At 63.6% G+C, this 23698-nt stretch carries 24 protein-coding genes; 20 read left to right on the top strand and 4 right to left on the bottom strand.

The genetic code is table 11. From position 1 onward, the window contains the following. Positions 1-4 precede the first annotated feature (4 nt). The 8 genes from P9220_RS02770 to P9220_RS02735 all read left to right on the top strand — a co-directional run bounded on the left by P9220_RS02770 (position 5) and on the right by P9220_RS02735 (position 7060). On the top strand, positions 5-991 hold the full coding sequence (locus P9220_RS02770) for a methyltransferase domain-containing protein (RefSeq protein WP_309763474.1): 987 nt from the start codon (positions 5-7) through the stop codon (positions 989-991). A 267-nt stretch (positions 992-1258) separates the two neighbouring features. After that, positions 1259-1735: a DUF2244 domain-containing protein gene (locus P9220_RS02765; protein WP_309763473.1), complete on the top strand. Its 477-nt coding sequence runs from the start codon at positions 1259-1261 to the stop codon at positions 1733-1735. Between the two features lie 48 nt (positions 1736-1783). After that, positions 1784-3400, top strand: coding sequence for a cytochrome c oxidase subunit II (gene coxB, locus P9220_RS02760; RefSeq protein WP_309763472.1), 1617 nt, complete (start codon positions 1784-1786; stop codon positions 3398-3400). Positions 3401-3491: 91 nt separating this feature from the next. Further along, on the top strand, positions 3492-5105 hold the full coding sequence (ctaD, locus tag P9220_RS02755) for a cytochrome c oxidase subunit I (protein ID WP_309763471.1): 1614 nt from the start codon (positions 3492-3494) through the stop codon (positions 5103-5105). 72 nt (positions 5106-5177) lie between these two features. Continuing rightward, the gene (locus P9220_RS02750) at positions 5178-5318 is read left to right on the top strand and encodes a cytochrome oxidase small assembly protein (RefSeq protein WP_309763470.1); all 141 of its coding nucleotides are present in this window, start codon (positions 5178-5180) and stop codon (positions 5316-5318) included. A gap of 1 nt (position 5319) precedes the next feature. After that, entirely contained in the window at positions 5320-5892 is a 573-nt protein-coding gene (locus P9220_RS02745) for a cytochrome c oxidase assembly protein (protein ID WP_309763469.1), read from the top strand. A 5-nt stretch (positions 5893-5897) separates the two neighbouring features. Beyond that, the gene (locus tag P9220_RS02740; protein WP_309763467.1) at positions 5898-6101 is read left to right on the top strand and encodes a DUF2970 domain-containing protein; all 204 of its coding nucleotides are present in this window, start codon (positions 5898-5900) and stop codon (positions 6099-6101) included. A gap of 101 nt (positions 6102-6202) precedes the next feature. Beyond that, entirely contained in the window at positions 6203-7060 is an 858-nt protein-coding gene (locus tag P9220_RS02735; protein WP_309763465.1) for a cytochrome c oxidase subunit 3, read from the top strand. 170 nt (positions 7061-7230) lie between these two features. Here the strand turns inward: P9220_RS02735 and P9220_RS02730 are convergent, their stop codons facing one another. Next, positions 7231-7440 (bottom strand): twin transmembrane helix small protein, encoded by a 210-nt coding sequence (locus P9220_RS02730; protein ID WP_035961831.1) that lies wholly within the window; start codon positions 7438-7440, stop codon positions 7231-7233. Positions 7441-7571: 131 nt separating this feature from the next. On the opposite strand from P9220_RS02730, the gene P9220_RS02725 reads away from it, so the two are divergent. From P9220_RS02725 to P9220_RS02705, 5 genes are read left to right on the top strand one after another with little or no spacing between them, the layout of a single operon-like run. Next, positions 7572-8321 (top strand): SURF1 family protein, encoded by a 750-nt coding sequence (locus P9220_RS02725; protein ID WP_309763464.1) that lies wholly within the window; start codon positions 7572-7574, stop codon positions 8319-8321. An 18-nt stretch (positions 8322-8339) separates the two neighbouring features. Further along, positions 8340-8993, top strand: coding sequence for a cytochrome C oxidase subunit I (locus P9220_RS02720; protein ID WP_309763462.1), 654 nt, complete (start codon positions 8340-8342; stop codon positions 8991-8993). A gap of 9 nt (positions 8994-9002) precedes the next feature. Then, positions 9003-10115, top strand: coding sequence for a COX15/CtaA family protein (locus tag P9220_RS02715; RefSeq protein WP_309763460.1), 1113 nt, complete (start codon positions 9003-9005; stop codon positions 10113-10115). Positions 10116-10127: 12 nt separating this feature from the next. Continuing rightward, on the top strand, positions 10128-11033 hold the full coding sequence (gene cyoE / locus P9220_RS02710; RefSeq protein WP_309763459.1) for a heme o synthase: 906 nt from the start codon (positions 10128-10130) through the stop codon (positions 11031-11033). Further along, entirely contained in the window at positions 11030-11620 is a 591-nt protein-coding gene (locus P9220_RS02705; protein WP_309763457.1) for an SCO family protein, read from the top strand. The genes cyoE and P9220_RS02705 overlap by 4 nt, the downstream gene beginning before the upstream one ends. A 61-nt stretch (positions 11621-11681) precedes the next feature. On the opposite strand, the gene P9220_RS02700 is transcribed toward P9220_RS02705, so the two are convergent. Beyond that, a complete protein-coding gene (locus P9220_RS02700) occupies positions 11682-11978 on the bottom strand; it encodes a YciI family protein (RefSeq protein ID WP_309765360.1) in 297 nt (98 codons plus the stop codon). A 187-nt stretch (positions 11979-12165) separates the two neighbouring features. Here P9220_RS02700 and P9220_RS02695 point away from each other — a divergent pair, with 187 nt between their 5' ends. Then, positions 12166-12978 carry a MetQ/NlpA family lipoprotein gene (locus P9220_RS02695; RefSeq protein WP_309763456.1) on the top strand — a complete coding sequence of 271 codons (813 nt, stop codon included), beginning with the start codon at positions 12166-12168 and terminating at the stop codon, positions 12976-12978. A gap of 78 nt (positions 12979-13056) precedes the next feature. Here the strand turns inward: P9220_RS02695 and P9220_RS02690 are convergent, their stop codons facing one another. Beyond that, the gene (locus P9220_RS02690) at positions 13057-13980 is read right to left on the bottom strand and encodes a bifunctional helix-turn-helix transcriptional regulator/GNAT family N-acetyltransferase (RefSeq protein WP_309763455.1); all 924 of its coding nucleotides are present in this window, start codon (positions 13978-13980) and stop codon (positions 13057-13059) included. A 747-nt stretch (positions 13981-14727) separates the two neighbouring features. Here P9220_RS02690 and nagA point away from each other — a divergent pair. The 4 genes from nagA (at position 14728) to nagE (ending at position 21272) form a co-directional block, all read left to right on the top strand. Then, a complete protein-coding gene (gene nagA, locus P9220_RS02685; RefSeq protein WP_309763454.1) occupies positions 14728-15834 on the top strand; it encodes an N-acetylglucosamine-6-phosphate deacetylase in 1107 nt (368 codons plus the stop codon). Further along, complete coding sequence (locus P9220_RS02680; RefSeq protein ID WP_309765359.1) at positions 15824-16831, top strand: SIS domain-containing protein; 1008 nt, start codon at positions 15824-15826, stop codon at positions 16829-16831. Before nagA ends, P9220_RS02680 begins: the two co-directional genes overlap by 11 nt. A gap of 12 nt (positions 16832-16843) precedes the next feature. After that, positions 16844-19429 carry a phosphoenolpyruvate--protein phosphotransferase gene (gene ptsP / locus P9220_RS02675; RefSeq protein ID WP_309765358.1) on the top strand — a complete coding sequence of 862 codons (2586 nt, stop codon included), beginning with the start codon at positions 16844-16846 and terminating at the stop codon, positions 19427-19429. A 64-nt stretch (positions 19430-19493) separates the two neighbouring features. Further along, positions 19494-21272, top strand: coding sequence for an N-acetylglucosamine-specific PTS transporter subunit IIBC (nagE, locus tag P9220_RS02670; protein ID WP_309763453.1), 1779 nt, complete (start codon positions 19494-19496; stop codon positions 21270-21272). A gap of 140 nt (positions 21273-21412) precedes the next feature. On the opposite strand, the gene rpoH is transcribed toward nagE, so the two are convergent. Then, a complete protein-coding gene (rpoH, locus tag P9220_RS02665; RefSeq protein WP_309765357.1) occupies positions 21413-22348 on the bottom strand; it encodes an RNA polymerase sigma factor RpoH in 936 nt (311 codons plus the stop codon). A 354-nt stretch (positions 22349-22702) separates the two neighbouring features. Between rpoH and P9220_RS02660 the strand changes: the two genes are divergently transcribed. After that, complete coding sequence (locus P9220_RS02660; protein ID WP_309763451.1) at positions 22703-23269, top strand: acyloxyacyl hydrolase; 567 nt, start codon at positions 22703-22705, stop codon at positions 23267-23269. A 43-nt stretch (positions 23270-23312) separates the two neighbouring features. After that, complete coding sequence (locus P9220_RS02655; protein ID WP_309763450.1) at positions 23313-23696, top strand: nuclear transport factor 2 family protein; 384 nt, start codon at positions 23313-23315, stop codon at positions 23694-23696. Positions 23697-23698: the final 2 nt, after the last annotated feature.

Genomic DNA, 23698 nt, shown 5'->3' with positions numbered 1-23698 from the left:
CGTCATGTCCCCCACGTCCCCCAAAACTAGCCGACCGGCCTATGATCCGCGCCGCTTGCGCGAGATTTTCGACCGTCGCGCCGCTGCCTTCGACGAAGTCGCGTTCCTGCCGCGTGAAATCGCGGATCGTATGCGCGAGCGTCTGGAGTACATCAAGGTCGCGCCGATGCGCGTCCTCGATGCGGCCTGCGGCGTCGGCGCGGACCTGGGACGTTTGCGGGAACGATTCCCCGAGGCATCCGTGCTGGGCGTCGATATTTCCTCCGCGATGCTCGCGCGCGCCCGCGCCGCCGGGGCCGCGGAAGCCGAATCCGGCGCCGGCTGGCGGCGCTTTCTGCCGTCGACGCTCGCGCGAGCGTTCGGTGCACGCGGCCCGCAACTCGCGCAGGCCGATTTCTCCGCGCTGCCGTTCGCGGGCGGCGCATTCGAATTGCTATGGTCGAACCTCGCGCTGCACTGGCATGCGCGCCCCGACGTCGTGTTGCCCGAATGGCAACGCGTGCTGAAGGTCAACGGCCTGCTGATGTTCAGCACCTTCGGTCCCGATACCCTGCGTGAGCTCGCCGCCGCGTATCGCGAAGCCGAGCGCACGCTGGGCCTCGCGCCGATGCCGCACACGATCGATTTCGTCGACATGCACGATCTCGGCGACATGCTCGTCGAAAGCGGGTTCGAGATTCCGGTCATGGATCAGGAAGTGCTGACGATCACCTATCGTTCGCCTGAGTCGCTGCTCGCGGATGTGACGCGCTGGGGCGCGTATCCGTTCGAGCGCGCAGAGGCCGATCGAGCCGATGCCGCTGCCGCCGAAGCCTTGCGCGGCGCGGTTCATCGGGCGCTCGGGGCGCTGCGTCGCGAGGACGGCGCCATCCCGCTGACCTTCGAAGTCATCTATGGTCACGCGTGGAAAGCGGCGCCGCGAACGACGGCGGAAGGGCATGGCATCGTGCGGCTGGAAGATATCGGGCGGGGGCCGAAACGCGGCCGCTAGGGAGTCGCGGGAAAGTCGATGAACGGCATTGCAATTGCCGTAAAGAGGGCGCGTGTTATGTCAGAGATTAGCGCCCAAAAGACATGTGAAAATCTGCGTCAATTGGGCGCAGAGGCTTGTGGCGCTTGGCTCTGCGACGCGACCACCCTTGCTTGTGGATGCCACCCAACCCGCCTATAATGCGTCAGTTTGTCGCCCGGACTGACACAAATTTGGGCGAAATTCGAGCAAATGTATGTGATTGCGTGCGGATGGATGGAGGCGGCGATGCAGGTGAGTCAAACGCTGACGGAGTCCGAGCCGGTTGTCAGAGACTGGCTGATGAAACGCAACTGCTCGGTCTCGCCGCGTCAGTTCGTGTGCTTCTATTTGTCGCTTGCGCTGTTTTCGCTGGCAATCGCGACACCGCTTTTTCTGAATGGCGCCTGGCTGGTGCTGCCGTTCACCGGAGTCGAGTTGATGGTCGTGGCCGTCGCGTTCGTGATCCACGCGCGGCACGCCGTCGATTACGAAAGAATCCGGCTGTATCGAAACCGGTTGTTGATCGAACAGATGAACGCCGAAGTATTGACGCAGTTCGAGTTCAACCCGCGCTGGGTGCGGGTCGAAGCGGGTGCGACGCCGAGAGAGCCGCTTACGATCGTGTCGCGCGGTCAATCGGTGAAAATCGGACTGCACCTTGCACAGCATCGTCGCAGGCAGTTTGCTGCCGAGTTGCAGGCGTCACTGAGACGCCTTGCCTGAAGAGGAACGGGCAACCAGGCGCGATGCCCACGGGGGTCGAGGGTTTGAATGGAAATTTTGGGTAAGGATGCTATGAAAACAATCAAGCGAGCCCTCGCGGGCGTGCTGGCGGCAGGCGCACTGCTGAACGCCGGCGTAGCCCTGGCGGTCAACGACAGTCCTGGCGGTCCCGCTGTGAACGAAATCAACTTCCAGCAGCCTGTGACGAAGATCGCCGAGGAGCTCTACGGCCTCCATATCTTCATGCTCATCATCTGTACCGTCATCTTCATCGGCGTGTTCGGGGTGATGTTCTATTCGGTGGTGAAGCATCGCAAGTCGAAGGGTTTCAAGCCGGCGCATTTCCACGAAAGCACCACGGTCGAAATCATCTGGACGATCGTACCGTTCATCATCGTCATTCTGATGGCGCTGCCGGCCACGAAGGCGGTCGTCGCCATGAAGGACACGACCAACGCCGATCTCACCGTGAAGGTCACCGGCTATCAGTGGAAGTGGGGCTACGACTACGTGAAGGGGCCGGGCGAGGGCATCAGCTTCCTCTCGACGCTGTCCACGCCGCGCAGCCAGGTGAACGGCCAGGAGCCGATCTCCGATCTCTATCTGCAGGAAGTCGATAACCCGCTCGTCGTTCCGGTCGACAGGAAGATCCGCATCATCACCACGGCGAACGACGTCGTTCACTCGTGGTATGTGCCGGCGTTCGGCGTGAAGCAGGACGCGATTCCCGGCTTCGTGCGCGACACGTGGTTCAAGGCGGAGAAGGTCGGCGTGTATCGCGGCTTCTGTACGGAACTGTGCGGCAAGGAGCACGCGTACATGCCGGTCGTCGTGAACGTGCTGTCCACCGACGACTATACGAAGTGGGTCGATGCGCAGAAGAAGAAAATGGCTTCTTCAACCGACGATCCGAACAAGACCTACACGATGGACGAGCTGAAGACGCGCGGCGCGCAGGTCTACGCATCGAACTGCGCGGTCTGTCACCAGCCGACCGGCAAGGGCGCGGGCCAGTTCCCGGCCATCGACGGCAGCAAGGTCGCGAGCGGCCCGATCGCCGAGCACTTGAACATCGTGCTGCACGGCAAGGGCGCCATGCCGCCGTGGCAGACCACGCTGAACGACGTCGAAATCGCATCGGTCGTGACCTACGAGCGCAACGCGTGGAGCAACCACGCAGGCGACATGCTGCAGCCGAAGCAAGTGGCCGACGCCCGCAACGGCAAGATGCCTGAAGGCGGCGCGGCAACGGCAGCGGCTTTTGCGCCCGACGCGGCGAGCGCCGCGGCGCCGGCTGCGGCGGAAGCGAGCGCGCCGGCGGCATCGGGCGCAGCGGCGAGTCAAGCCGCAGGCTTGCCGGCGAGCGTGTACTTCGAGACGGGCAAGAGCACGCTGCCGACCGACGCAAAGAACGCAGTGGAAGCCGCGGCAGCATACGCGAAGGCCCATCCGGACGCGAAGATCGCGCTGTCGGGCTTTACCGATGCAACCGGCGGCGCCGACCTCAACGCCGATCTCGCGAAGCAGCGCGCGCAAGCCGTGCGCGACGCGCTGAAGGCGGCAGGCGTGGCCGAAGAACGTATCGTATTGAAGAAGCCCGAGTCCGTCACGGGCGGCACGGATGCGAAGGAAGCACGCCGCGTGGAAATCAGTCCGGCTGCTTGACATGTCTCGCACGCGCTTCTCCTTCGCTGAGGCAACGGAGAAGCGCCGGGAAGCCAAGTGCCACGAGTATTCGCTTTAGGAGATGATTGTCATGTCTAGCATCGGACACGATGTAGTCGCGGGTCACGACCACGCGCACGACGACCATGCGCACGAAGTGCCGCATGGTTGGCGCAGGTGGCTCTGGGCCACCAACCACAAGGACATCGGTACGCTGTACCTGTTGTTCTCGTTCATCATGTTCCTCTCCGGGGGCGTGATGGCGCTCGGCATTCGCGCCGAGCTGTTCGAGCCGGGCCTGCAGATCATGCGCCCCGAGTTCTTCAACCAGCTGACCACCATGCACGGCCTCATCATGGTGTTCGGCGCGATCATGCCGGCGTTCGTCGGTTTCGCGAACTGGATGGTGCCGCTGCAGATCGGCGCATCGGACATGGCGTTCGCGCGGATGAACAACTTCAGCTTCTGGCTGCTGCCGGTTGCTGCGGTGCTGCTCGTCGGCTCGTTCTTCGTGCCGGGCGGCGCGACCGCCGCAGGGTGGACGCTCTACGCGCCGCTGTCGACGCAGATGGGCCCCGGCATGGACTTCGCGATTTTCGCGGTGCACATCATGGGCGCGTCGTCGATCATGGGCGGCATCAACATCGTCGTGACGATTCTGAACATGCGCGCGCCGGGCATGACGCTCATGAAGATGCCGATGTTCGCGTGGACGTGGCTCATCACCGCGTACCTGCTGATCGCCGTAATGCCGGTTCTGGCGGGCGCGATCACGATGGTGCTGTTCGACCGCCACTTCGGCACGTCGTTCTTCAACGCGGCGGGCGGCGGCGATCCGGTCATGTACCAGCACATCTTCTGGTTCTTCGGGCACCCCGAGGTGTACATCATGATCTTGCCGGCGTTCGGGATCGTGTCGCAGGTGATCCCGGCGTTCTCGCGCAAGCCGCTGTTCGGCTATAGCTCGATGGTGTACGCAACCGCATCGATCGCGATTCTCTCGTTCATGGTGTGGGCGCACCACATGTTCGCCACCGGCATGCCGGTGACGGGCCAGCTCTTCTTCATGTACGCGACGATGCTGATCGCCGTGCCGACGGGCGTGAAGGTCTTCAACTGGGTCGCGACGATGTGGCGCGGCGCGTTGACCTTCGAAACCCCGATGCTGTTCGCGATCGGGTTCCTGTTCGTGTTCACGATGGGCGGCTTCACCGGCCTGATCCTGTCGATGGCGCCGCTCGACATCCAGATGCACGGCACTTACTACGTGGTGGCGCACTTCCACTACGTGCTGGTGGCGGGTTCGCTGTTCGCGCTGTTCTCGGGCTGGTATTACTGGTCGCCGAAGTGGACCGGCTGGATGTACAACGAGATGCGCGGGAAGATCCACTTCTGGGTGTCGATGATCACGTTCAACGTCACCTTCTTCCCGATGCACTTCCTGGGTCTCGCGGGCATGCCGCGCCGCTATGCGGATTATCCGGCGCAGTTCACGGACTTCAACCAGATCGCGACGATCGGCGCGTTCGGTTTCGGTCTCGCGCAGGTGTACTTCCTGTTCGCGGTCGCGCTGCCGACGTATCGCGGCGGCGGCGAGCACGAGAAGGCCGGCGACAAGCCGTGGGATGGCGCGCAGGGCCTCGAATGGACCGTGCCGAGCCCGGCGCCGTTCCATACGTTCGAGAACCCGCCGACGGTCGAGTAAGTCGTTTCATCGTGCTGCAAGGCTGCCCAGTTGAAGCGCTGGACGCCTTGCAGCCAGTCAGTCCAGGAAAGCATGGCCCCGAATCCACAAAAAAGACGCACGCCCGACGAAATCCGCGCGGGCAACAAGCGGCTCGGCCTCATCATGGTGTTGATCGCCGCCGTCTTTTTTCTGGGTATCGTCGTCAGACAGTACCTGTTGTCGCGAGGATAACGTGTCCACTCAGCAGGATGATTCGCGCGTCGACCGCTCGTTCAACCGGTCGATGCTCTTCAAGCTCTTCGTCGTCGCCGCGATGATGTTCGGCTTCGGGTTCGCGCTCGTGCCGATGTATCGCGCGATCTGCCAGATCACCGGCATCAACAATCTCGTGCAGCGCGACGTCGGCGCGCGCGAGGCAAAGAACACGCAGGTCGATGCGAGCCGCACCGTTTCCATCGAGTTCGATGCGAACGCGCGCGGGCCGCTGCAGTTCAAGCCGGAACAGACGAACCTGGATATCCATCCGGGCGAAGTGATGACGGTGATGTATCAGGTCACCAACGAACAGGGCCGCACGGTGAAGGCGCAGGCCATTCCGAGTTATGCGCCGAAGCAGGCCACCGAGTACTTCAAGAAGATCGAATGCTTCTGCTTCACGCAGCAGACGCTGGAACCGAACGAGACGAAGCGCATGCCGGTGGTGTTCGTCGTCGATCCGAAGCTGCCGAAAGACGTGAAGACGATCACGCTGTCGTACACGTTCTTCGAACTCGATGCGCCGAAGTCGGTCGCCAAGGGAACCTGAGCGCCATGAATGCCCGGACGCCGCGCAAAGGCGGATTCTTGAAGCTCGTGAAGGCGGTGTTCTGGTCGTTCTTCGGCGTGCGGCGTCGCGCCGATCTGGAAAACGATGCGGCGCAGCTCAACCCGCTGCACCTGATCGCGGCTGGCGTGATCGGTGCTGTGCTGTTCATCGTGCTGTTGCTGGTGGTCGTGCGGGCGGTGGTCGGATAGACGGATAAAAGACGGATAGACGCAACGATCGCGCGGCGCCTGAGCGCGGCGATGCGGCATCAGAAAAATTCAAGCAACTGGATCGAAGTGGAGAATCAACAATGAGCGGTCAAAACGAGAGCCCGTACTATTTCGTGCCGCATCCGTCACGGCATCCGATTCTGGCTGCGTGCGGCTTGCTGGTGATGCTGGCCTCGCTGGCGGCGTGGATCAACGGTCATTCGTTCGCGCCGTTCACCACGTTCCTCGGCCTGCTGTTCGTGCTGTTCGTGCTGTGGCACTGGTTCGGCGACGCGATCTCCGAATCGGAAGGCGGGATGTACGGCAAGCGCGTGGATGTGTCGTATCGCTGGAGCATGAGCTGGTTCATCTTCTCCGAAGTGATGTTCTTCGGCGCGTTCTTCGGCGCGCTCTTCTATGCGCGCGCCATCGCGATGCACGAACTCGGCAGCCTCGATTACAAGCTGATCTGGCCGGACTTCTCCGCCGTGTGGCCCAACAACGGCCCCGCAGCGCTGGTCCCGCATTTCCGCGCGATGGTGCCGTGGCCCCTGCCGACCATCAACACGGCGCTGCTGCTGAGCTCCGGCGCGACGCTGACGGTGGCGCACCATGCGCTGCGTGAAGATCATCGCAAGAAGGCGATCGGCTGGCTCGCCGCGACGGTGCTGCTCGGCGTGATCTTCCTGTTCTGCCAGGGCTACGAATACTTCCACGCATACAACGAACTGAATCTGACGCTTGCGTCCGGCGTGTACGGTTCGACGTTCTTCCTGCTGACCGGCTTCCACGGCTTCCACGTGTTCCTGGGCGGCACGATGCTGGCGGTCGTGCTGGTGCGACTGATTCGCGGACACTTCACGGCGGAGCACCACTTCGCATTCGAAGGCGCCGCGTGGTACTGGCACTTCGTCGACGTCGTGTGGCTCGGGCTGTACGTCGTCGTGTACTGGCTGTAAGCGGGATTCGGGCGGGCGGCTTCGGCACGCCTGGCTGACCGCGCAGTCGAGCAGTGAATTCGCGCCGCCCCGATGCTTCCGGGGCGGCGTTTCAATTTAGCGCGCGCGAGATGGCGAAAACGCCGCGCCCCGCGACAATCCGTCCCGTATTGGAGAACCTTTGCGCCGGGTTATCGTCCGAGGGGGATGCCGGTCGACTGGATCCAGCCCATCCAGTGCGCGAAGAGGATGAACAGGAACAGCGAGATGGACAGCCCGACGCGCATGGCGAGCGACCAGACCATCCGCTTGGTCTTGCCGCGGTCGGTCATCATGAAGTACAGCGCCGAACCGAGGCTGCCGAGAATGAGGATGAAAGCGATGGCGACGATAATGTGCATGAAACCAGCCGGCAATGGTGCTCAAGTTGCCCGGATAACGCATTGAGCAGTATGGAAACGAGTCATCTCATTATCTCACTCGACGCATCGCGCCGCGCGGCGCGCAACGCTTCACTGCGGTCCCGGCGCGCATGAAAATACGCTTCTGGCCCACGGTCCTCATCCTCATCGTCGTGGCTGTGACGGTGCGCCTGGGTTTCTGGCAGCGCGATCGTGCGCTTCAGAAAGAAGCGCTGAACGCGCGCATCGTCGCATTCGAGAACGCGCCGGCGCAGCGCGTGAGCGTCGATCCGCTGCCGCTCAAGTCGGTCGAATTCCATCGCGTCGAGGCGCGCGGCGAGTTCATGCCGGAGCGTGTCGTGTATCTGGACAATCGTCCGTATAACGATCAGCCCGGCTTTTATGTCGTGATGCCGCTTAAACTCGAGGGCGGCGGCTATGTGCTCGTCAATCGCGGATGGCTGCCGCGCAACCTTGCCGATCGCACCGGAATCGAACGGTACGAGACGCCGAAGGGCATCGTCGATATTCAGGGCGTCGCACGCGCGAATCCATCGCAGGCGTTCGAACTGGGAAAGGGCGGATCGGCGGCGCGTCAGCAGATTCGCCAGAACCTGAGCATTCCCGCGTTCGCCGCGGAGACGGGGCTCGCGCTGCAGCCGTTCGTGATCCAGCAGACGAACGACACGCACGACCGGCTCGTGCGCGACTGGCCCGCGCCGACGCTCGGCGTCGAACGCAATTACGGCTACATGCTCCAGTGGTGGGGCATGGCCGTCGCCGCCGTGGGCTTCGGCCTGTATGCCGCGCGCCGCGCCGCGAAGAAGACCGGCGCGGAAGATCATCCTCGCGACGACGACGAAGCCGCGAACCACGCCTGAATTCACTCTTGATATCCGATGCCTTCCCAACGTCCCACGACCGCCGCCGACAAGCCGACCACGCGCCAGCGCACGCCTTCCAAAGGCTCCTGGACCAGCGGCCGCTGGATGCTCGTGCTGCTCGCGCTGGTCTGCGCTGCGCCCGTGATCGCGTCGTATCTGATGTACTACGTCTTCAAGCCTGCAGGCGGCACGTCGAGCTACGGCAAGCTGATCGATCCGCAACGCCCGATTCCGTCGCAACTCGTCGTGACCGATGAAAAGGGGCAAACGCTTCCGTTCAAATCGCTCGAAGGCAAATGGCTGATGATCACGGTCAACGGCGGCGATTGCAATGAGCAATGCGTCACGCGCCTTTATTACATGCGACAGGTACGCGTGCTGCAATCGGCGGAGCGCGACCGCGTGGTCAACGTCTGGCTGCGCACCGATGACAAGCCCGTCGCCGATGTCATCAAGGCGGCCTATCCGCAGCCGGACACGCGCATGCTGATCGCCGATCCGCGCGCCGTTGCGGACTGGCTGCCGGTGACGGACGGCACGAAGCTGACGGATCACATCTTTCTCGTCGATCCCAACGGCAATCTGATGATGCGCTTCCCGAAGGACCCGGACCCGAAGAAGATCAACGCGGACCTGGCGAAGCTGTTGAAGTGGTCGCGCATTGGTTGAGGGTGGACTATGAATTTCGTGTTGCAACTGGGACTGATCGGTGTGTGCATTGCACTTTTGCCGCTGTCCTATGTCTGGGTGAAAGCCGATGACTACAAGTTCAGGAAGCTCGTCTGGCTCACCACGTTTCTCACGCTCGACCTGATCATGTTCGGCGGCTTCACGCGCCTGACCGATTCCGGTCTCGGCTGCCCGGACTGGCCGGGCTGTTACGGGACGTCGTCGCCGTTCATCGCGCACGCGCAGATTTCCGCCGCGTATCAGGCGATGCCCACCGGCCCCGTCAGCATGGTCAAGGCGTGGATCGAGATGCTGCATCGTTATTTCGCGATGGCGATCGGCGTGCTGATCATCGCGCAGGTCGTCATCGCGTGGACCGCGCGCATCAAGCGCCGTCCGCTGCACTTGTCGCCGTGGTGGCCGACCGGCATTCTGCTGCTGATCTGCCTGCAGGGCGCGTTCGGTGCCTGGACCGTCACGCTCAAGCTGCAGCCGGTGATCGTGACGACGCATCTGCTGCTCGGACTCGCGCTCCTCGGCGTGCTCGGCTGGCTCGCGGCGCGCATGACGCCGGTTCCATCGCTCGATTCGGCCGCCGCTCGCTGGATGCCCGCCGCCGTCTTCGGACTCGTGCTGCTGGTCGTGCAGATTGCGCTCGGCGGCTGGGTGAGCACGAACTATGCTGTGCTGGCCTGCACCGATTTTCCGCTCTGCAACGGCCAATGGATTCCGCCGATGAACTTCGAACACGGCTTTCACCTGTGGCGCGCGCTCGGCATGACCGGCGATGGCGACGTGATCTCGCAGGATGCGCTCGTCGCGATCCACTGGACGCATCGCACGTTCGCGGTCGTCGTGGTGCTGTATCTGCTGTGGCTCGCGGCGAAGCTGCGCCGCTTCGAGTCGCTGCGCAAGCCGGCGAACGGCGTGCTGGCGGTCATCGTCATCCAGTTTCTGACGGGCATGTCGAACATCGTCCTGCAATGGCCGCTGCCGGTCGCCGTCGCGCACAACGGCGGGGCGGCGATCCTGCTGCTGCTGCTCGTCATGCTAAACTTTCGAATCTCTTCCAGCCGTCCCGGCCGCGCCGCGCTTCCCGCGCGCGACGTCGTTTCAGCGTGATGGCCCATGTCCATGGATAGCACCACACTCAATTCCCCCCTCGGCAGCCGCGTCTCGCAGTACATCGCGCTGACCAAGCCGCGCGTCACGCAACTGGCCGTCTTCTGCGCGGTCATCGGCATGTTCCTCTCCACGCCCGGCATGGTGCCGTGGACCAAACTGATCGGCGGCGCGGTCGGCATCTGGCTGCTGGCTGCCGGCGCGTTCGCCATCAATTGCCTCGTCGAGCAGAAAGTCGATGCGAAGATGCGTCGCACTGCGTGGCGTCCGTCGGCGCGCGGGCAGATCACCAGCACGCAGATTCTGATGTTCTCGGCGGTGTTGGGCGGCATCGGCATGTGGACGCTTTACACGTTCACCAATCCGCTGACGATGTGGCTCACCGTCGCGACGTTCGTCGGCTACGCGGTCATCTACACGCTGTTGCTGAAGCCTTATACGCCGCAAAACATCGTGATCGGCGGCGCGTCGGGCGCGATGCCGCCGGCGCTCGGATGGGCCGCCGTCACGGGCTCCGTTCCCGGCGACGCGTGGATTCTCGTGCTCATCATCTTCGTGTGGACGCCGCCGCATTTCTGGGCGCTCGCGCTGTATCGCCGCAAGGATTACGAGAACGCCGGCCTGCCGATGCTTCCCGTCACCCACGGTGAAAAGTACACGCTGCTAAACATCTTCCTCTACACCATCGTGCTGTTCGCCGTCACGCTGATGCCTTTCATCTCCGGAATGAGCGGCGTCGTCTATCTGGCGAGCGCGATTGCGCTGGGCGCGGTGTTCCTCGGCTACGCGTGGAAGCTGTATCGCGCTTACTCGGACGCGCTCGCGCGCCGGGCCTTCCGTTATTCGATCGTCTATCTGTCGCTGCTGTTCGCGGCGCTGCTGATCGACCACTACGTTCGCACGGTGATCGGCGCATGATGGCCGCCGTTCGCCGCCTCCTCGCATTGCTCGCATGCGCGGCGCTTTTGTGCGCGTGCGATAAGGCGCCTAGCTTCAAGAATCTGGATATCACCGGCAACAAGCAGTTCGGCAGCGACTTCTCGTTGCCCGATACAGCCGGCAAGACCCGCACGCTCGCGGACTTCAAGGGCAAGGCGGTCGTGCTCTTCTTCGGCTACACGCATTGCCCGGATGTCTGCCCGACCATGCTCGCGGAGCTTTCCGAGGCCATGAAGCAACTGGGCGACAAGTCGAAAGACGTGCAAGTGCTGATGGTCACCGTCGATCCCGCCCGCGACACGCCCGATCTGCTCGGGCAATACGTGACGGCGTTCAACACGTCGTACATTGGCTTGCGTCCGGCGGATGACGCGCAATTGCAGAAGATCGCCAAGGATTTCCGCGTGTATTACGCGAAGGCAGCGGGCAAGACGCCGGCCGACTACACGATGGATCACACCGCCGCGAGCTATGTGTTCGACAAGGACGGCAAACTGCGTCTCTTTGCGCGCGACGGGCAGGGCGTCGAGCCCTGGGTGCATGATCTGAAGCTGCTGATCGACTGATGCATTGATCGGCTCACCAGCCAGCGAAACGTGAAAAAAGCGGCCCGCGAGCCGCTTTTTTTCATGGCGTCGAAGGTTCCGGCAAGTTGAGTCCGGGCGCAAGCCGCGTGGCCTTGAACTCGGTGATGTCGTAATGCGCGAGCTGCTGCCGGGCGAACGGGTCCTCGGCGATGATCGCATCGAGTTGTTCCGGATCGACACCCGTCGCGATGATGACGCCGCCATCGCGCGGCACCTTCGGCCCGGCCATCACGAAGATGCCAGCAGCGAAGTAGCGTTCGAGGAACGCCCGATGTTCGTCGAGCGCATCGTCGATTTCGGCGAGCGCGCCGGTGTAGCGCAGATTGATCACGTACATGTTGATCTGCCTCGACGAAGTTTGCGTGCGTTCCATTGTACGGCCCGCCGCCAGCGGATATTCACATAAGCAAACCGTATTTCCGCTCGCACCATCGCTGTGCGAAGATTCGTGCACCGGCCACGCGCCTGATGCGGCAGCCGGTATCAGCACTCCCGCAGTCAATTGCATTCGAAACAGGAACACCATGCAGCGCAGAAATTTGCTTAAAGCTTTGGCCGCCTTCGTGGCGTCCGCGGCGTTCGTTACGAGCTTCTCGGCCCATGCCGACGACAAGGTCATCAAGGTCGGCACCATCAGCGGTCCTGATGCGCAGATTTGGCAAGTCGTGGAGAAGGTTGCCAAGCGTGAAGGGTTGAACGTGAAGGTGATCGAGTTCAACGACTATGTGCAGCCGAATGCCGCGCTCGATGCCGGCGACCTCGACGCCAACAGCTTCCAGCATCAGCCGTATCTCGACAGCCAGATCAAGCAGCGCGGTTACAAGATCGTGAATGCGGGGCTGACTTACATTTCGCCGCTCGGCGTGTATTCGAAAAAGCTGAAGTCGCTGAAGGACCTGCCGCAAGGCGCAAAGGTCACAGTGCCGAACGATCCTTCGAACGAGAATCGTGCGCTTCTGCTATTGCAGTCGCAGGGCGTCATCAAGCTGAAGGCAGGCGCGGGCGTGAATGGCAACAACGCCACGCCGCTCGACGTTGCCGAGAATCCGAAGAAGATCAAGCTGGTCGAACTCGATGCAGCGCAATTGCCCCGCACCCTCGCCGATGTCGACGCCGCCGCGATCAACACGAACTTCGCGCTCGCAGCCGGCCTGCAGCCGACGAAAGACGCGATTGCGCTCGAAGACGTGCATAGCCCGTATGCGAACCTGATCGCGGTACGCGCGAAGGACAAGGATCAGCCCTGGGTGAAGAAACTGGTCGCCGCGTATCAGTCCGAAGACGTGCGCCAGTTCTTGAAGAACGAGTTCAAGGGCTCGGTCGTACCTTCGTTCTAAGAACTCGAGTATTCGTTCTTTCGACGGCGTCCCTCGGGACGCCGTTTTTCTTTGCGCCGCGACTCGCGACGCGCCGTCTCACTCGGCGTAGATCCGCCGCAACTCACGCTCCCATACCACGCCCGTTTCGTCGTGCCGGAGCTTGAAGCCGGTGCGCAAGAAGAGGCCGCCCAGGTCTTCGCGTGCATCGTCGAACTCGCAGGTGACGCTTTCGTAGCCCGCGCCCTGTGCGAAGTTCGCGCAAGCGGCGACGAGCCGTTCTCCCAGACCGCAGCGACGCGCCCCCGGCTCGACGAATAGCAGATCGATGCGCGCCTGGTTCTTCGATGCCGCGTTCAGCACCGCCGCGCCGACCCGAGCGGCGCCTTGCTGCTCCGCCACCCAGCATGCGATGCCCGGCTCGCTGGTTTGCATCGCGCGCAAAAAGCGCGCGACGACCGATGCCGCGTGGGCTTCATTGGCGAGGCTTGCGCCTTCGGAGACGTCGAGCAGGGCGTGCCGCTCGATCATCCAGCCGAAATCGCCGCACCGCGGACTGCGCAAGCGCGTGGCGAGTCCGGAGGACGAGGGCGACAGCAGCCGTTCGATGTCCGCCATCGCCGATGACAATTGCTCGATCTCGCCGGGCGCGAGCCGATCGAGAACCGAGGCCGTTTCCGATGACACGTGGAGGTCGAGGTCATCGACTTTGGCTTTGGCCTCCGGCGTCATGAACAGCAGATGCGCGCGCCCGTCCGACTCGTTCTTGCGCCGCACGACCAGCCCCATCTTCTGGAAGTTCGAGATGAGGCGGCTGAGGTAGCCCGTATCCAGCCCGAGATTGCGCGAAAGATCGGCGGCGGTGTGCGCGCGATCGTGCGCAAGCTCATGGAGGATACGCACCTCGGTCAGCGAAAAATGGCTCTTGTGCAGCCGTTCATGGAACGCGCCGGCGTGGCGCGCGTAAAACCGGTTGAAGCGCCTGACGGCTTCAACAGCCCGACTCGAATCGAAACAGCCCATCTGCCTTCGCTCTCTCAGAAATCTGGCTTTAATTAATTAGTTGCGATTCCGAACTAATGTCCCCATTGTGCCAAAGAAAGCACGATCGTGCGAATACGAACTTGCCCGAATTCTAGTGCATTGACTGGCAAGCAGACCATCCGCGCCGATGCGGGTAAGTCCTGATGGCAATTATTCTCCGAAAGCACTTGCTGTTCAATCTGTAACTTATTGATTCTGAGCAGGATTCATGCGTTGGGTGTGGCGATTCGGCAGACATTGACTGGTATTATGTTGGTTATATAATGGGCTCCACTTCAAAGCCGCCGATGTTCTTTCGTGCATGCCGCCAGGGGCGATTTGACGCTTGCGTTAGGGCCGCACGCCGCCCGCTTTCAGCAGTGAATTGCTGCGCATTGGTCGGTCAGCAGCAGTTGCGCGCACTTCTGCGCAGCCCGTTTCGCAGTGGCCGGTAGTGTCCGGTAGTGGCGCGCCGAAGCTCGACTTTTGCGGCCGGTTGGACCGAACGATGACGGCATGGCGTCATGCAGCAAATCGCGGATATGACTGCCGCGACGACTCTCCTCCGGCGGGTGGGCATCGCGCAATTTGCATCGATTCCGAAGAGAGTAACGAAGACAACAAGAGGACAAAAGACGCCGTCCGCACGGCTCGCGCTCATTGGGGCGACACGCGAGCCAGCCTGCTCGCAGCATGGCGCGAACGGCCCGGAACCTCATCACGCATAGCGTACTTCCAGAGAACTTCATGCTGAAAGGAAACATACTGACGAACGACGGCTGGATCCACGGGTCCGTGCGTTTCGAGAACGGCCGGGTGACGGCGCTCGAAGGTCATATCGCCGATCCGTCGGCCAACGACGCGCCGTTCATCCTGCCCGGCTTCATCGACCTTCACGTGCATGGCGGCGGTGGCCGCGACATCATGGAAGGCGGCGACGCAGCCGATACCGTCGCCCGCGAGCACGCGAAACACGGTACGACCAGTCTCCTCGCCACGACGATGACCGCGCCGCGCGACGAACTGATGGCCGTTGTCGCGGGCCTCGGCGAACGCGCGAAATGCCGCGCCGCGAACGGCGCGCGCGTGCTGGGCGTGCATCTCGAAGGCCCGTACATCAATCCGGGCAAGCTCGGCGCGCAGCCTGACGCAGCCGCGGTCGCGGTGCGCGACGAAGTGCTGAAGTTCCTCGAGCTCGCGCCCATCCGCGTCGTGACCATCGCGCCGGAAATCTCCGGGCATCTCGAGGTCATCGCCGAAATGGCCGCGCGCGGCGTGCGCGTGCAACTCGGCCATTCGCTCGGCACCTACGACGACGCCGTCAACGCGCTCAAACACGGCGCGCGCGGCTTCACGCATTTGTTCAACGCGATGTCGCCGCTGCATCATCGCGATCCCGGCATGGTCGGCGCGGCGCTTGCGCATGCGGAGTACGCCGAACTGATTCCCGACCTGCTGCATGTTCACCCCGGCGCGATCCGCGCCGCGATGCGCGCCATCCCGCGTCTCTACGTCGTCACCGACAGCACGTCGGCGGCGGGCATGCCGGACGGCGAATATCGCCTCGGCAGCCAGCACGTCACCAAGTGCATGGGCGGCGTGCGCCTCGCGGACGGCACGCTCGCCGGCAGCACCCTGACGATGGATCAGGCGCTGCGCAATCTCGTCTCGCTGGGCATTCCGCTCGCGGACGTTTCCAACCGCTTGTCGCGCTTTCCCGCCGATTACCTCGGGCTCGAAGATCGCGGCCGCATCGCGCGTGGCGCATGGGCCGATCTCGTCGTGCTCGACCGGGACTTCGCGCTGACCGCCACGTATGTCGAAGGAGAATCGCTTGTCGAATATGCTCAATGAGGCGCTGGAGTCCGCGGATGTCGTCGCGGCGCAACTCGCCGATACCTCGCGCATCGAAGCGCTGGCCGTGAAGCTCGCGGAGCAGCCGCGTCATGTCGCGTTGACCGTCGCTCGCGGCAGTTCGGACCACGCCGCCAGTTATTTCGCAAGCCTGACGATGAGCCGCATCGGCGTGCCGGTCGCCTCGCTGCCGATGTCCGTCGCCACGCTGCAGCAAGCGCCGCTGCGCGTGTCCGGCCAGCTTGCGGTGGCCTTCTCCCAGTCGGGCAAGAGCCCCGATCTCGTCGGCACGATGCAGGCGCTGCGAGAAGCGGGCGCGTTCACCGTCGCAGCCGTCAACGTGCCGGGCTCGCCGCTCGAAACCGCGTGCGAATGGTACTTGCCGCTGCTCGCCGGACCGGAGTTGTCCGTCGCTGCGACGAAAAGCTATATCGCGATGCTCTCGCTGTCGGCGATCGTGATCGCGCACGTTCAGCGCGATGTCGAATTGCTCAACGCGCTGAAATCGCTGCCGGATGCGCTGCGCGCCGCGGGCAAGCTCGACTGGACGCGCGCCGTCGATGAACTGAAGGACGTCGATCGCATGATCGTGATCGGGCGCGGCCTCGGTCTCGCCATCGCGCAGGAAGCGGCGCTGAAGCTGAAGGAAACCTCGGGCATTCAGGCCGAAGCGTTCTCGAGCGCCGAAGTGCGTCATGGTCCCATGGAAATCATCGACCGGGACTATCCGCTGCTCGTGTTCGCACCGCGCGGACCGGAGCAGGCGGGCCTGATCCAGCTCGCCGCCGACATGCGCGCACGCGGCGCCCGCGTTCTGCTCGCCGCCCCGGACGACGTCGCCGGCGCGGAACTGCCGCTCGTCGCCACCGATCACCCGGCGCTCGACCCGATCGCTGCAATCCTTTCGTTCTACGTGATGGCCGCCGGTCTGGCCGCCGCGCGCGGGCGCAATCCCGACGCGCCGCGCCACCTGAACAAAGTCACCGAAACCCATTGAGTGAGAAAGACGATGCGCCGTGCCGAGCAGTCTTTGCTGAATTCATCCACCGATAACCCGGGCGACGTCGTTCTCCTCGCTCCGTTCACCGGCCCCGTCGTCCCGCTCGCCGACGTGCCCGATCCCGTATTCGCCGAGGGCATGTTCGGCGACGGCATCGGCATCGATCCGCTCGATCACGTGCTGCTTTCGCCGTGCGATGGAACGGTCACGCATCTCGCGCGCACGCATCACGCGGTCACGCTGCGGACGGCCGAGGGCGCGGAAATCCTCGTGCACGTCGGCATCGATACGGTCGAACTGGGCGGCAAGGGCTTCACGCCGAAGGTCGAGCAGGGCGCGTCGGTGAGCGCCGGACAGCCGCTGATCGAATTCGACGCCGATTTCGTCGCGCAACACGCACCGAGCCTCGTGTCCGTGATCGCGATCGCCAATGGCGATGCATTCGACGTCATCCAGCGCGCCGGTCGCGGCGTGGTGAAGGCGGGCGAGCGCATGCTCGTATTGCGCGCGAAGGAAGGCGCTGCGGCGCAGGTGGCGCGGTCGTCGTCGAACGTGGTCAATGAAGCGCGGCGCAGTGTCACGCTGGCGCACGCGGGCGGGCTGCATGCGCGTCCGGCGGCGCGGGCGCGTGAAGCGGCGCGCGGCTTCGACGCCAGGGTCGAGGTGCGTTACGAGGGCCGCAAGGCGGCGGTGGAAAGCGTCGTCGGGCTGCTCGGTCTCGGCGCGGGCGAAGGCGCGACCATCGAGCTGGTCGGCATGGGCGCAGAGGCGCAAGAAGCGGTCGATGCCGTCGCCGCCGAGTTGCTGCGAGCGGCGCAAGGCGAAGTCGAGGAAACGCCGGCGCGCGAAAAATCGCCGGCGCCGGTTACTGCGCGTCCTTCTGCCCAGCCGCTGCCGCCGAACATGCTGGCCGGCGTGTGCGCCGCGCCCGGCATTGCCGTCGGCAAACTCGTGCGCTGGGACGATCAGGAGATCGTGCCTGACGAAAAAGCGAGCGGACCTTCGGCGGCCGAAAGCCGGGCGCTCGACCGCGCGATCGCACAAGTGGATGTCGAACTTCAGGACACGGTGCGGACTGCCTCGCAACGCGGCGCGGTCGGCGAAGCGGGCATTTTCGCCGTGCATCGCGTGCTGCTCGAAGACCCGACGCTCGTCGACGCCGCGCGCGATCTGATCAGTCTCGGCAAGAGCGCGGGCTTTGCGTGGCGCGAATCGATTCGCGCGCAGATCGCGTTGCTGAACAACGTGAACGACGCGCTGCTCGCCGAGCGTGCCGCCGACCTGCGCGATATCGAGAAGCGCGTGCTGCGCGCGCTCGGCCTCACGAACACGGCGGCGCGCGCGCTGCCCGACGAAGCCGTGCTGGCCGCCACCGAATTCACGCCGTCCGATTTGTCGTCGATCGACCGCACGCGGGTCACCGCGCTCGTGATGTCGCGCGGCGGCGCGACGTCGCATGCGGCGATCATCGCGCGTCAGATGGGCATTCCGGCGCTCGTCGCCATCGGCGATGCGCTCCACGCCATTCCCGAAGACACGCAAGTCGTCGTCGACGCATCCGCGGGACGCCTCGAACATGCGCCGACCGCGCTCGATGTCGAACGCGCGCGCCATGAGCGCGAACGGCTCGCGAGCGTGCGCGAGGCGAACCGCAAGATGTCGCAGCAGGCGGCGTCGACGCGGGACGGGCGACACATCGAAATCGCGGCGAATATCGCGACCCTCGACGACGCGAAAGCCGCCGTCGAGAACGGCGCTGACGCTGTCGGCCTGCTGCGCACGGAACTGCTGTTCATCCACCGCCAGGCCGCGCCGACCGTAGCGGAGCACGCGTCGAGCTACCAGGACATCGTCGACGCGCTCGCCGGGCGCTCGGCCATCATCCGCACCCTCGATGTCGGCGCGGACAAGGAAGTGGATTACCTGACGCTGCCGCCCGAAGAAAATCCGGCGCTGGGCCTGCGCGGCATCCGTCTCGCGCAGGTTCGCCCCGATCTGCTCGATGACCAGTTGCGCGGCCTGCTCGCCGTGAAGCCGGCGGGCGCGGTGCGCATTCTTCTGCCGATGGTCACCGACGCCGGTGAGCTTCAGCGCCTGCGCGCGCGCATCGACGAACTGGCGCGCGAAGCGGGCCGCACGGAATCCATCGAAGTGGGCGTGATGATCGAAGTGCCGTCGGCGGCGATGCTTGCCGATCAACTCGCGAAGTACGCCGATTTCTTCTCGATCGGCACCAACGATCTCACGCAGTACACGCTCGCGATGGACCGTTGCCAGCCGGATCTCGCAGCGCAGTCGGACGGCCTGCATCCGGCGGTGCTGCGGCTCATCAAGGCGGCGGTGCAGGGCGCTGAGAAGCACGGCAAGTGGGTCGGCGTGTGCGGCGCGCTCGGCGGCGATCCGCTCGCGGTGCCGCTGCTCGTCGGCCTGGGCGTGACGGAATTGTCGGTCGATCCGTCCGCCGTCCCCGGCATCAAGGCGCGCGTGCGCAATCTCGATTACCAGCTGTGCCGTCAGCGCGCGGAAGACGTGCTCGCGCTCGAATCGGCACAGGCAGTAAGAGCGGCCAGCCGCGAAATCTGGCCGCAGGACTAAACGGCTTCAAACCCCGGCTACAACCCAAGCAGCACCGACAAGACCTATATTTTTGGAGAACCCGATGGACGCTAACCCGTTTGCAAAAATGCAGCGCCTAGGCCGCGCCCTGATGCTGCCGATTGCCGTATTACCGGTGGCCGGCCTGCTGCTGCGTCTAGGCCAGCCCGACGTCTTCAACATCAAGATGATCGCCGACGCTGGCGACGCCATCTTCTCGAACCTGCCGCTTCTGTTCGCCATCGGCGTGGCGGTCGGCTTCGCGAAGGACAACAACGGCACGGCGGGTCTCGCCGGCGCGATCGGTTATCTGATCGAAACCGCCGTGATGAAGGACATCGACGCGAAGCTCAACATGGGCGTGCTGTCCGGCATCATCGCGGGGATGGTCGCGGGGTACATGTACAACCGCTTCAAGGACATCAAGCTGCCCGAATATCTGGCGTTCTTCGGCGGGAAGCGTTTCGTGCCGATCATTACCGGTGTTGCGTGTCTGTTGCTCGGCATCGGTTTCGGCTTCGTGTGGAAGCCGGTGCAGCTCGGCATCGATACGGCCGGTAACTGGCTGACGACGGCCGGCGCGCTCGGCACTTTCGTATTCGGCGTGCTGAACCGCATCCTGCTGGCGACGGGTCTGCATCACATCATCAATTCGCTCGCGTGGTTCGTGTTCGGCTCGTTCACCCCCGCCGATGGCGGCGCGGTGGTGCACGGCGACCTGCATCGCTTCTTTGCGGGCGACAAGACCGCCGGCGGTTTCATGACCGGCTTCTTCCCGATCATGATGTTCGGCCTGCCCGCCGCGTGTCTCGCGATGTTCCATGAGGCGCCGAAGGAGCGCCGCGCGGTCGTCGGCGGCCTGCTGTTCTCGATGGCGCTCACTGCGTTCCTCACGGGCGTGACCGAGCCGATCGAATACAGCTTCATGTTCCTCGCGCCGGTGCTCTACGGCATCCACGCGGTGCTGACGGGGCTCTCGCTCGCAATTTGCTCGGCGCTCGGCATCCACCTGGGCTTCACGTTTTCGGCGGGCGCGATCGACTACGTGCTGAACTACGGCCTGTCGCAGCGCGGCTGGATGGCGATTCCGCTCGGCCTCGTGTACGGCATCGTGTATTACGGGCTGTTCCGCTTCTTCATCCGCAAGTTCAACATGGCGACGCCGGGCCGCGAGCCTGCGACGACCGACGCGCAAACCGATGCGACGCCTGTCGGCGGCTTCGTTCCGGGCGAGACGGTGCCGGCTGCGGCCAGCACGCGCGCAGGCAAGTACATCGCGGCGCTGGGCGGCGCGTCTAACCTGACGCTCGTCGATGCCTGCACGACGCGGCTGCGTCTCTCGGTGGTGGATGCGGAAGTCGTATCCGAGCCGCAGTTGAAGAGCATCGGCGCACGCGGCGTGCTGAAGCGCGGCAAGACCAACGTGCAGGTGATCATCGGACCGGAAGCGGATTTGATCGCGGACGAGATTCGCGGCGAACTCGAGCATTCCTCGACGCGCGGTGCGACGCCGGCTTCGTCGGCGCCGGCGCAGCCTGTCGGCGCGGCAAGCGTGGCGGACCAGACCGCCGGCCCGCTCGATCCGGACCCGCTGCGCTGGATTGCGGTGTTCGGCGGTGCGACGAATGTCGTCTCGCTCGATGCCGTCGCGCAGACGCGCCTGCGTGTCGTCGTGCGCGATCCGTCGGCGGTGGATCGTCAGCGCCTGTCGCAACTCGATGTCGCGTGGGTGTCGGCGGATACGTTCCATATCGTCGTCGGCACAGCGGCGCAGCGGTATGCCGCGCAGATGAACACGCGTCTGTCCGGTAACGGCGGCGGGGCCGCACCGATGCCGGCGTGACGCGGTAAGCGGTTGGTTCGAGAAACGGCGCTCCCTTCCAGAGCGCCGTTTTTTTAACCGGCAAACCGGTGCCAAAAAGAAAAAGCCCGCTGTCTTTCGACAGCGGGCTTCGCGCTTTGCGCTACAGCCTGAAGGCGGCGTTATGCGTAGTCGTGCAGCGCCGAGCGCATCTTCTTCATCGCGCTGGCTTCGATCTGCCGAATGCGCTCCGCCGACACGCCGAATTCATCGGCCAGCTCATGCAGCGTCTTGCCGCCCGATCCGTCGTCCTGAACATCCAGCCAGCGCGCCTTGATGATGCGGCGGCTACGATCGTCCAGCGACTCCAGCGCGGTCGACAGGCCATCGCTTTGCAGCTTGTCGAACTGGCGCGCGGCGATGACGTTCGTCGGTTCGTTATGCGAGTCCGCGAGATAAGCGATAGGCGCGAACGCTTCCTCGCCGTCATCCACCTGGCCTTCGAGCGCGATATCCCCGCCCGACAGACGCGTTTCCATCTCCGCGACTTCCTCGCGCTTCACGTTCAGCTCGCTCGCGAGACCTTCGATCTCGTCCGGGGTGAACGCCCCATGTCCGGTCTTGTGACTGCGCAAGTTGAAGAACAGCTTGCGCTGCGCCTTGGTGGTCGCGACTTTCACCATGCGCCAGTTGCGCAGGATGTACTCGTGGATTTCGGCCTTGATCCAGTGCATGGCGTACGACACGAGGCGCACGTTTTGCTCAGGGTCGAAGCGCTTCACGGCCTTCATCAGACCGATATTGCCTTCCTGAATCAGATCAGCATGCGGCAAGCCGTAGCCCAGATAGTTCCGGGCGATAGACACCACGAGGCGCAAGTGCGAAAGCACGAGCTGCCGCGCGGCGTTCAGATTGCCGTGCTCGCGAAATTCGGTTGCGTACTGACGTTCCTCCGCCGGCGAAAGCATCGGAATGCGGTTCACTGCCTGTATGTAGGAATCGATGTTGCCGATCTGTCCGGTCAACATGGACGACTGTGCGTACGTCAGCGCGCCTGCCGAAGATGCCTTGGCAGGCGCCGAGCCCACAACATTCGGAAGGGTCATCGCATTGGTCACGCTCATAAGCTCCTTTTCAACGATTTGCGCGCTGCCAGGACGGCGGCGGCAAGTCAGACACGATATTAGCACTCCGTTTCAGCGAGTGCTAAGTGTTAGAAGGGCGAGCAGTGTGAGAGTTCCCCAAAGCTATCGAGTTTGTGACTTTGATAGTGGGCGCAAGGAAGGGGAAATCGTCGAAATTACCGATTCAATCGGCGATCACTTACTAATTACCGCATTTATTCGTCTCTGAAAGCAATCGTTCAAATAAATGGATCGACAAACCGGGTTTGTGCAAATTTTTGTCAATCCACATACAATCTGCCGATCCCGTCAAGCGGACGTGAACCTCAACCCTCATATGGGGCGCTCATGCAGAAAAGCAAAGGTTTCTGGCGCAGTTTGCTGTCTCACGGCGCGATTGCGCTTTCACTCGGCCTGGTTTCGGCTGCGGCGCATGCGGACCGGTTCGGCTTGCAGGTCGGCGGCGGCATTACAGACCGCGATATCAACAAGGTCGATGTCGGCGTGGTCTGGGACCCGGGCCTGACGTGGTGGGAAATCGGCGGCTTTCACTTCACCCTGCTCGGTGAAGGGCACGTTGCGTACTGGCATTCGACCGTCGACTACGCAACCAATCCGAACATCTGGGAATTCGGCGTGACGCCCGTCCTGCGCTTCGTAAAAAGCTCCGGCACCTTTCGGCCGTTCATCGAGGCGGGCGTCGGCGTGAGAGTGCTCTCGCACACGCGCATCACGCCGTACTTCACGGTGTCGTCGGCGTTCCAGTTCGCCGATATGGTCGGCGTCGGCGCGATCTTCGGCGCGAAGCAGAACTATCAGGCGGGCTTCCGCTTCCAGCATGTCTCGAACGCCGGTATCAAAGAGCCGAATCCTGGTATAAATTTCAGCCAGCTATATCTGCAATACAACTTCTGACGAGGCGCCGGCGCATCGGTTCCTTGGCGAGGGGAATCGACAGATGCCCGCAAAAACCTTTGAGGTCATCCGCGGCCTCGAGCGCGACCGGTTCCGCGCGATGGTCGAAGGCGACAGCGCGGCGCTGGAGGCGCTGCTGGCCGAGAACGCCAGCTATGTCCACACGAACGGCAAGCGCGAGACGAAGCGTCAGTTCATCGACGCGATCACGGCCGGCCGCCGCCGTTATCGCCAGATCGAGATCCAGTCCCAGGATGTGGTCGCGGCCGGCCGCGACAGTTGCATCGTGTCGGGCCGGGCGCTGATCGAAATGGAATCGAAAAACGGCGCGCTGCTTTATCCGGTCGCCTATACATCCATCCACGTCCAGACGGACGGTCAATGGCTGATGCTGGCGCTTCAGGCGACGCGCGTGGCGCTGGAATAGCC

The organism is Caballeronia sp. LZ016 (assembly GCF_031450805.1).
Taxonomy (GTDB): domain Bacteria; phylum Pseudomonadota; class Gammaproteobacteria; order Burkholderiales; family Burkholderiaceae; genus Caballeronia.
The sequence above is the reverse complement of the archived record's forward strand: the minus strand, read 5'-3'. Positions and strand labels throughout refer to the sequence as shown.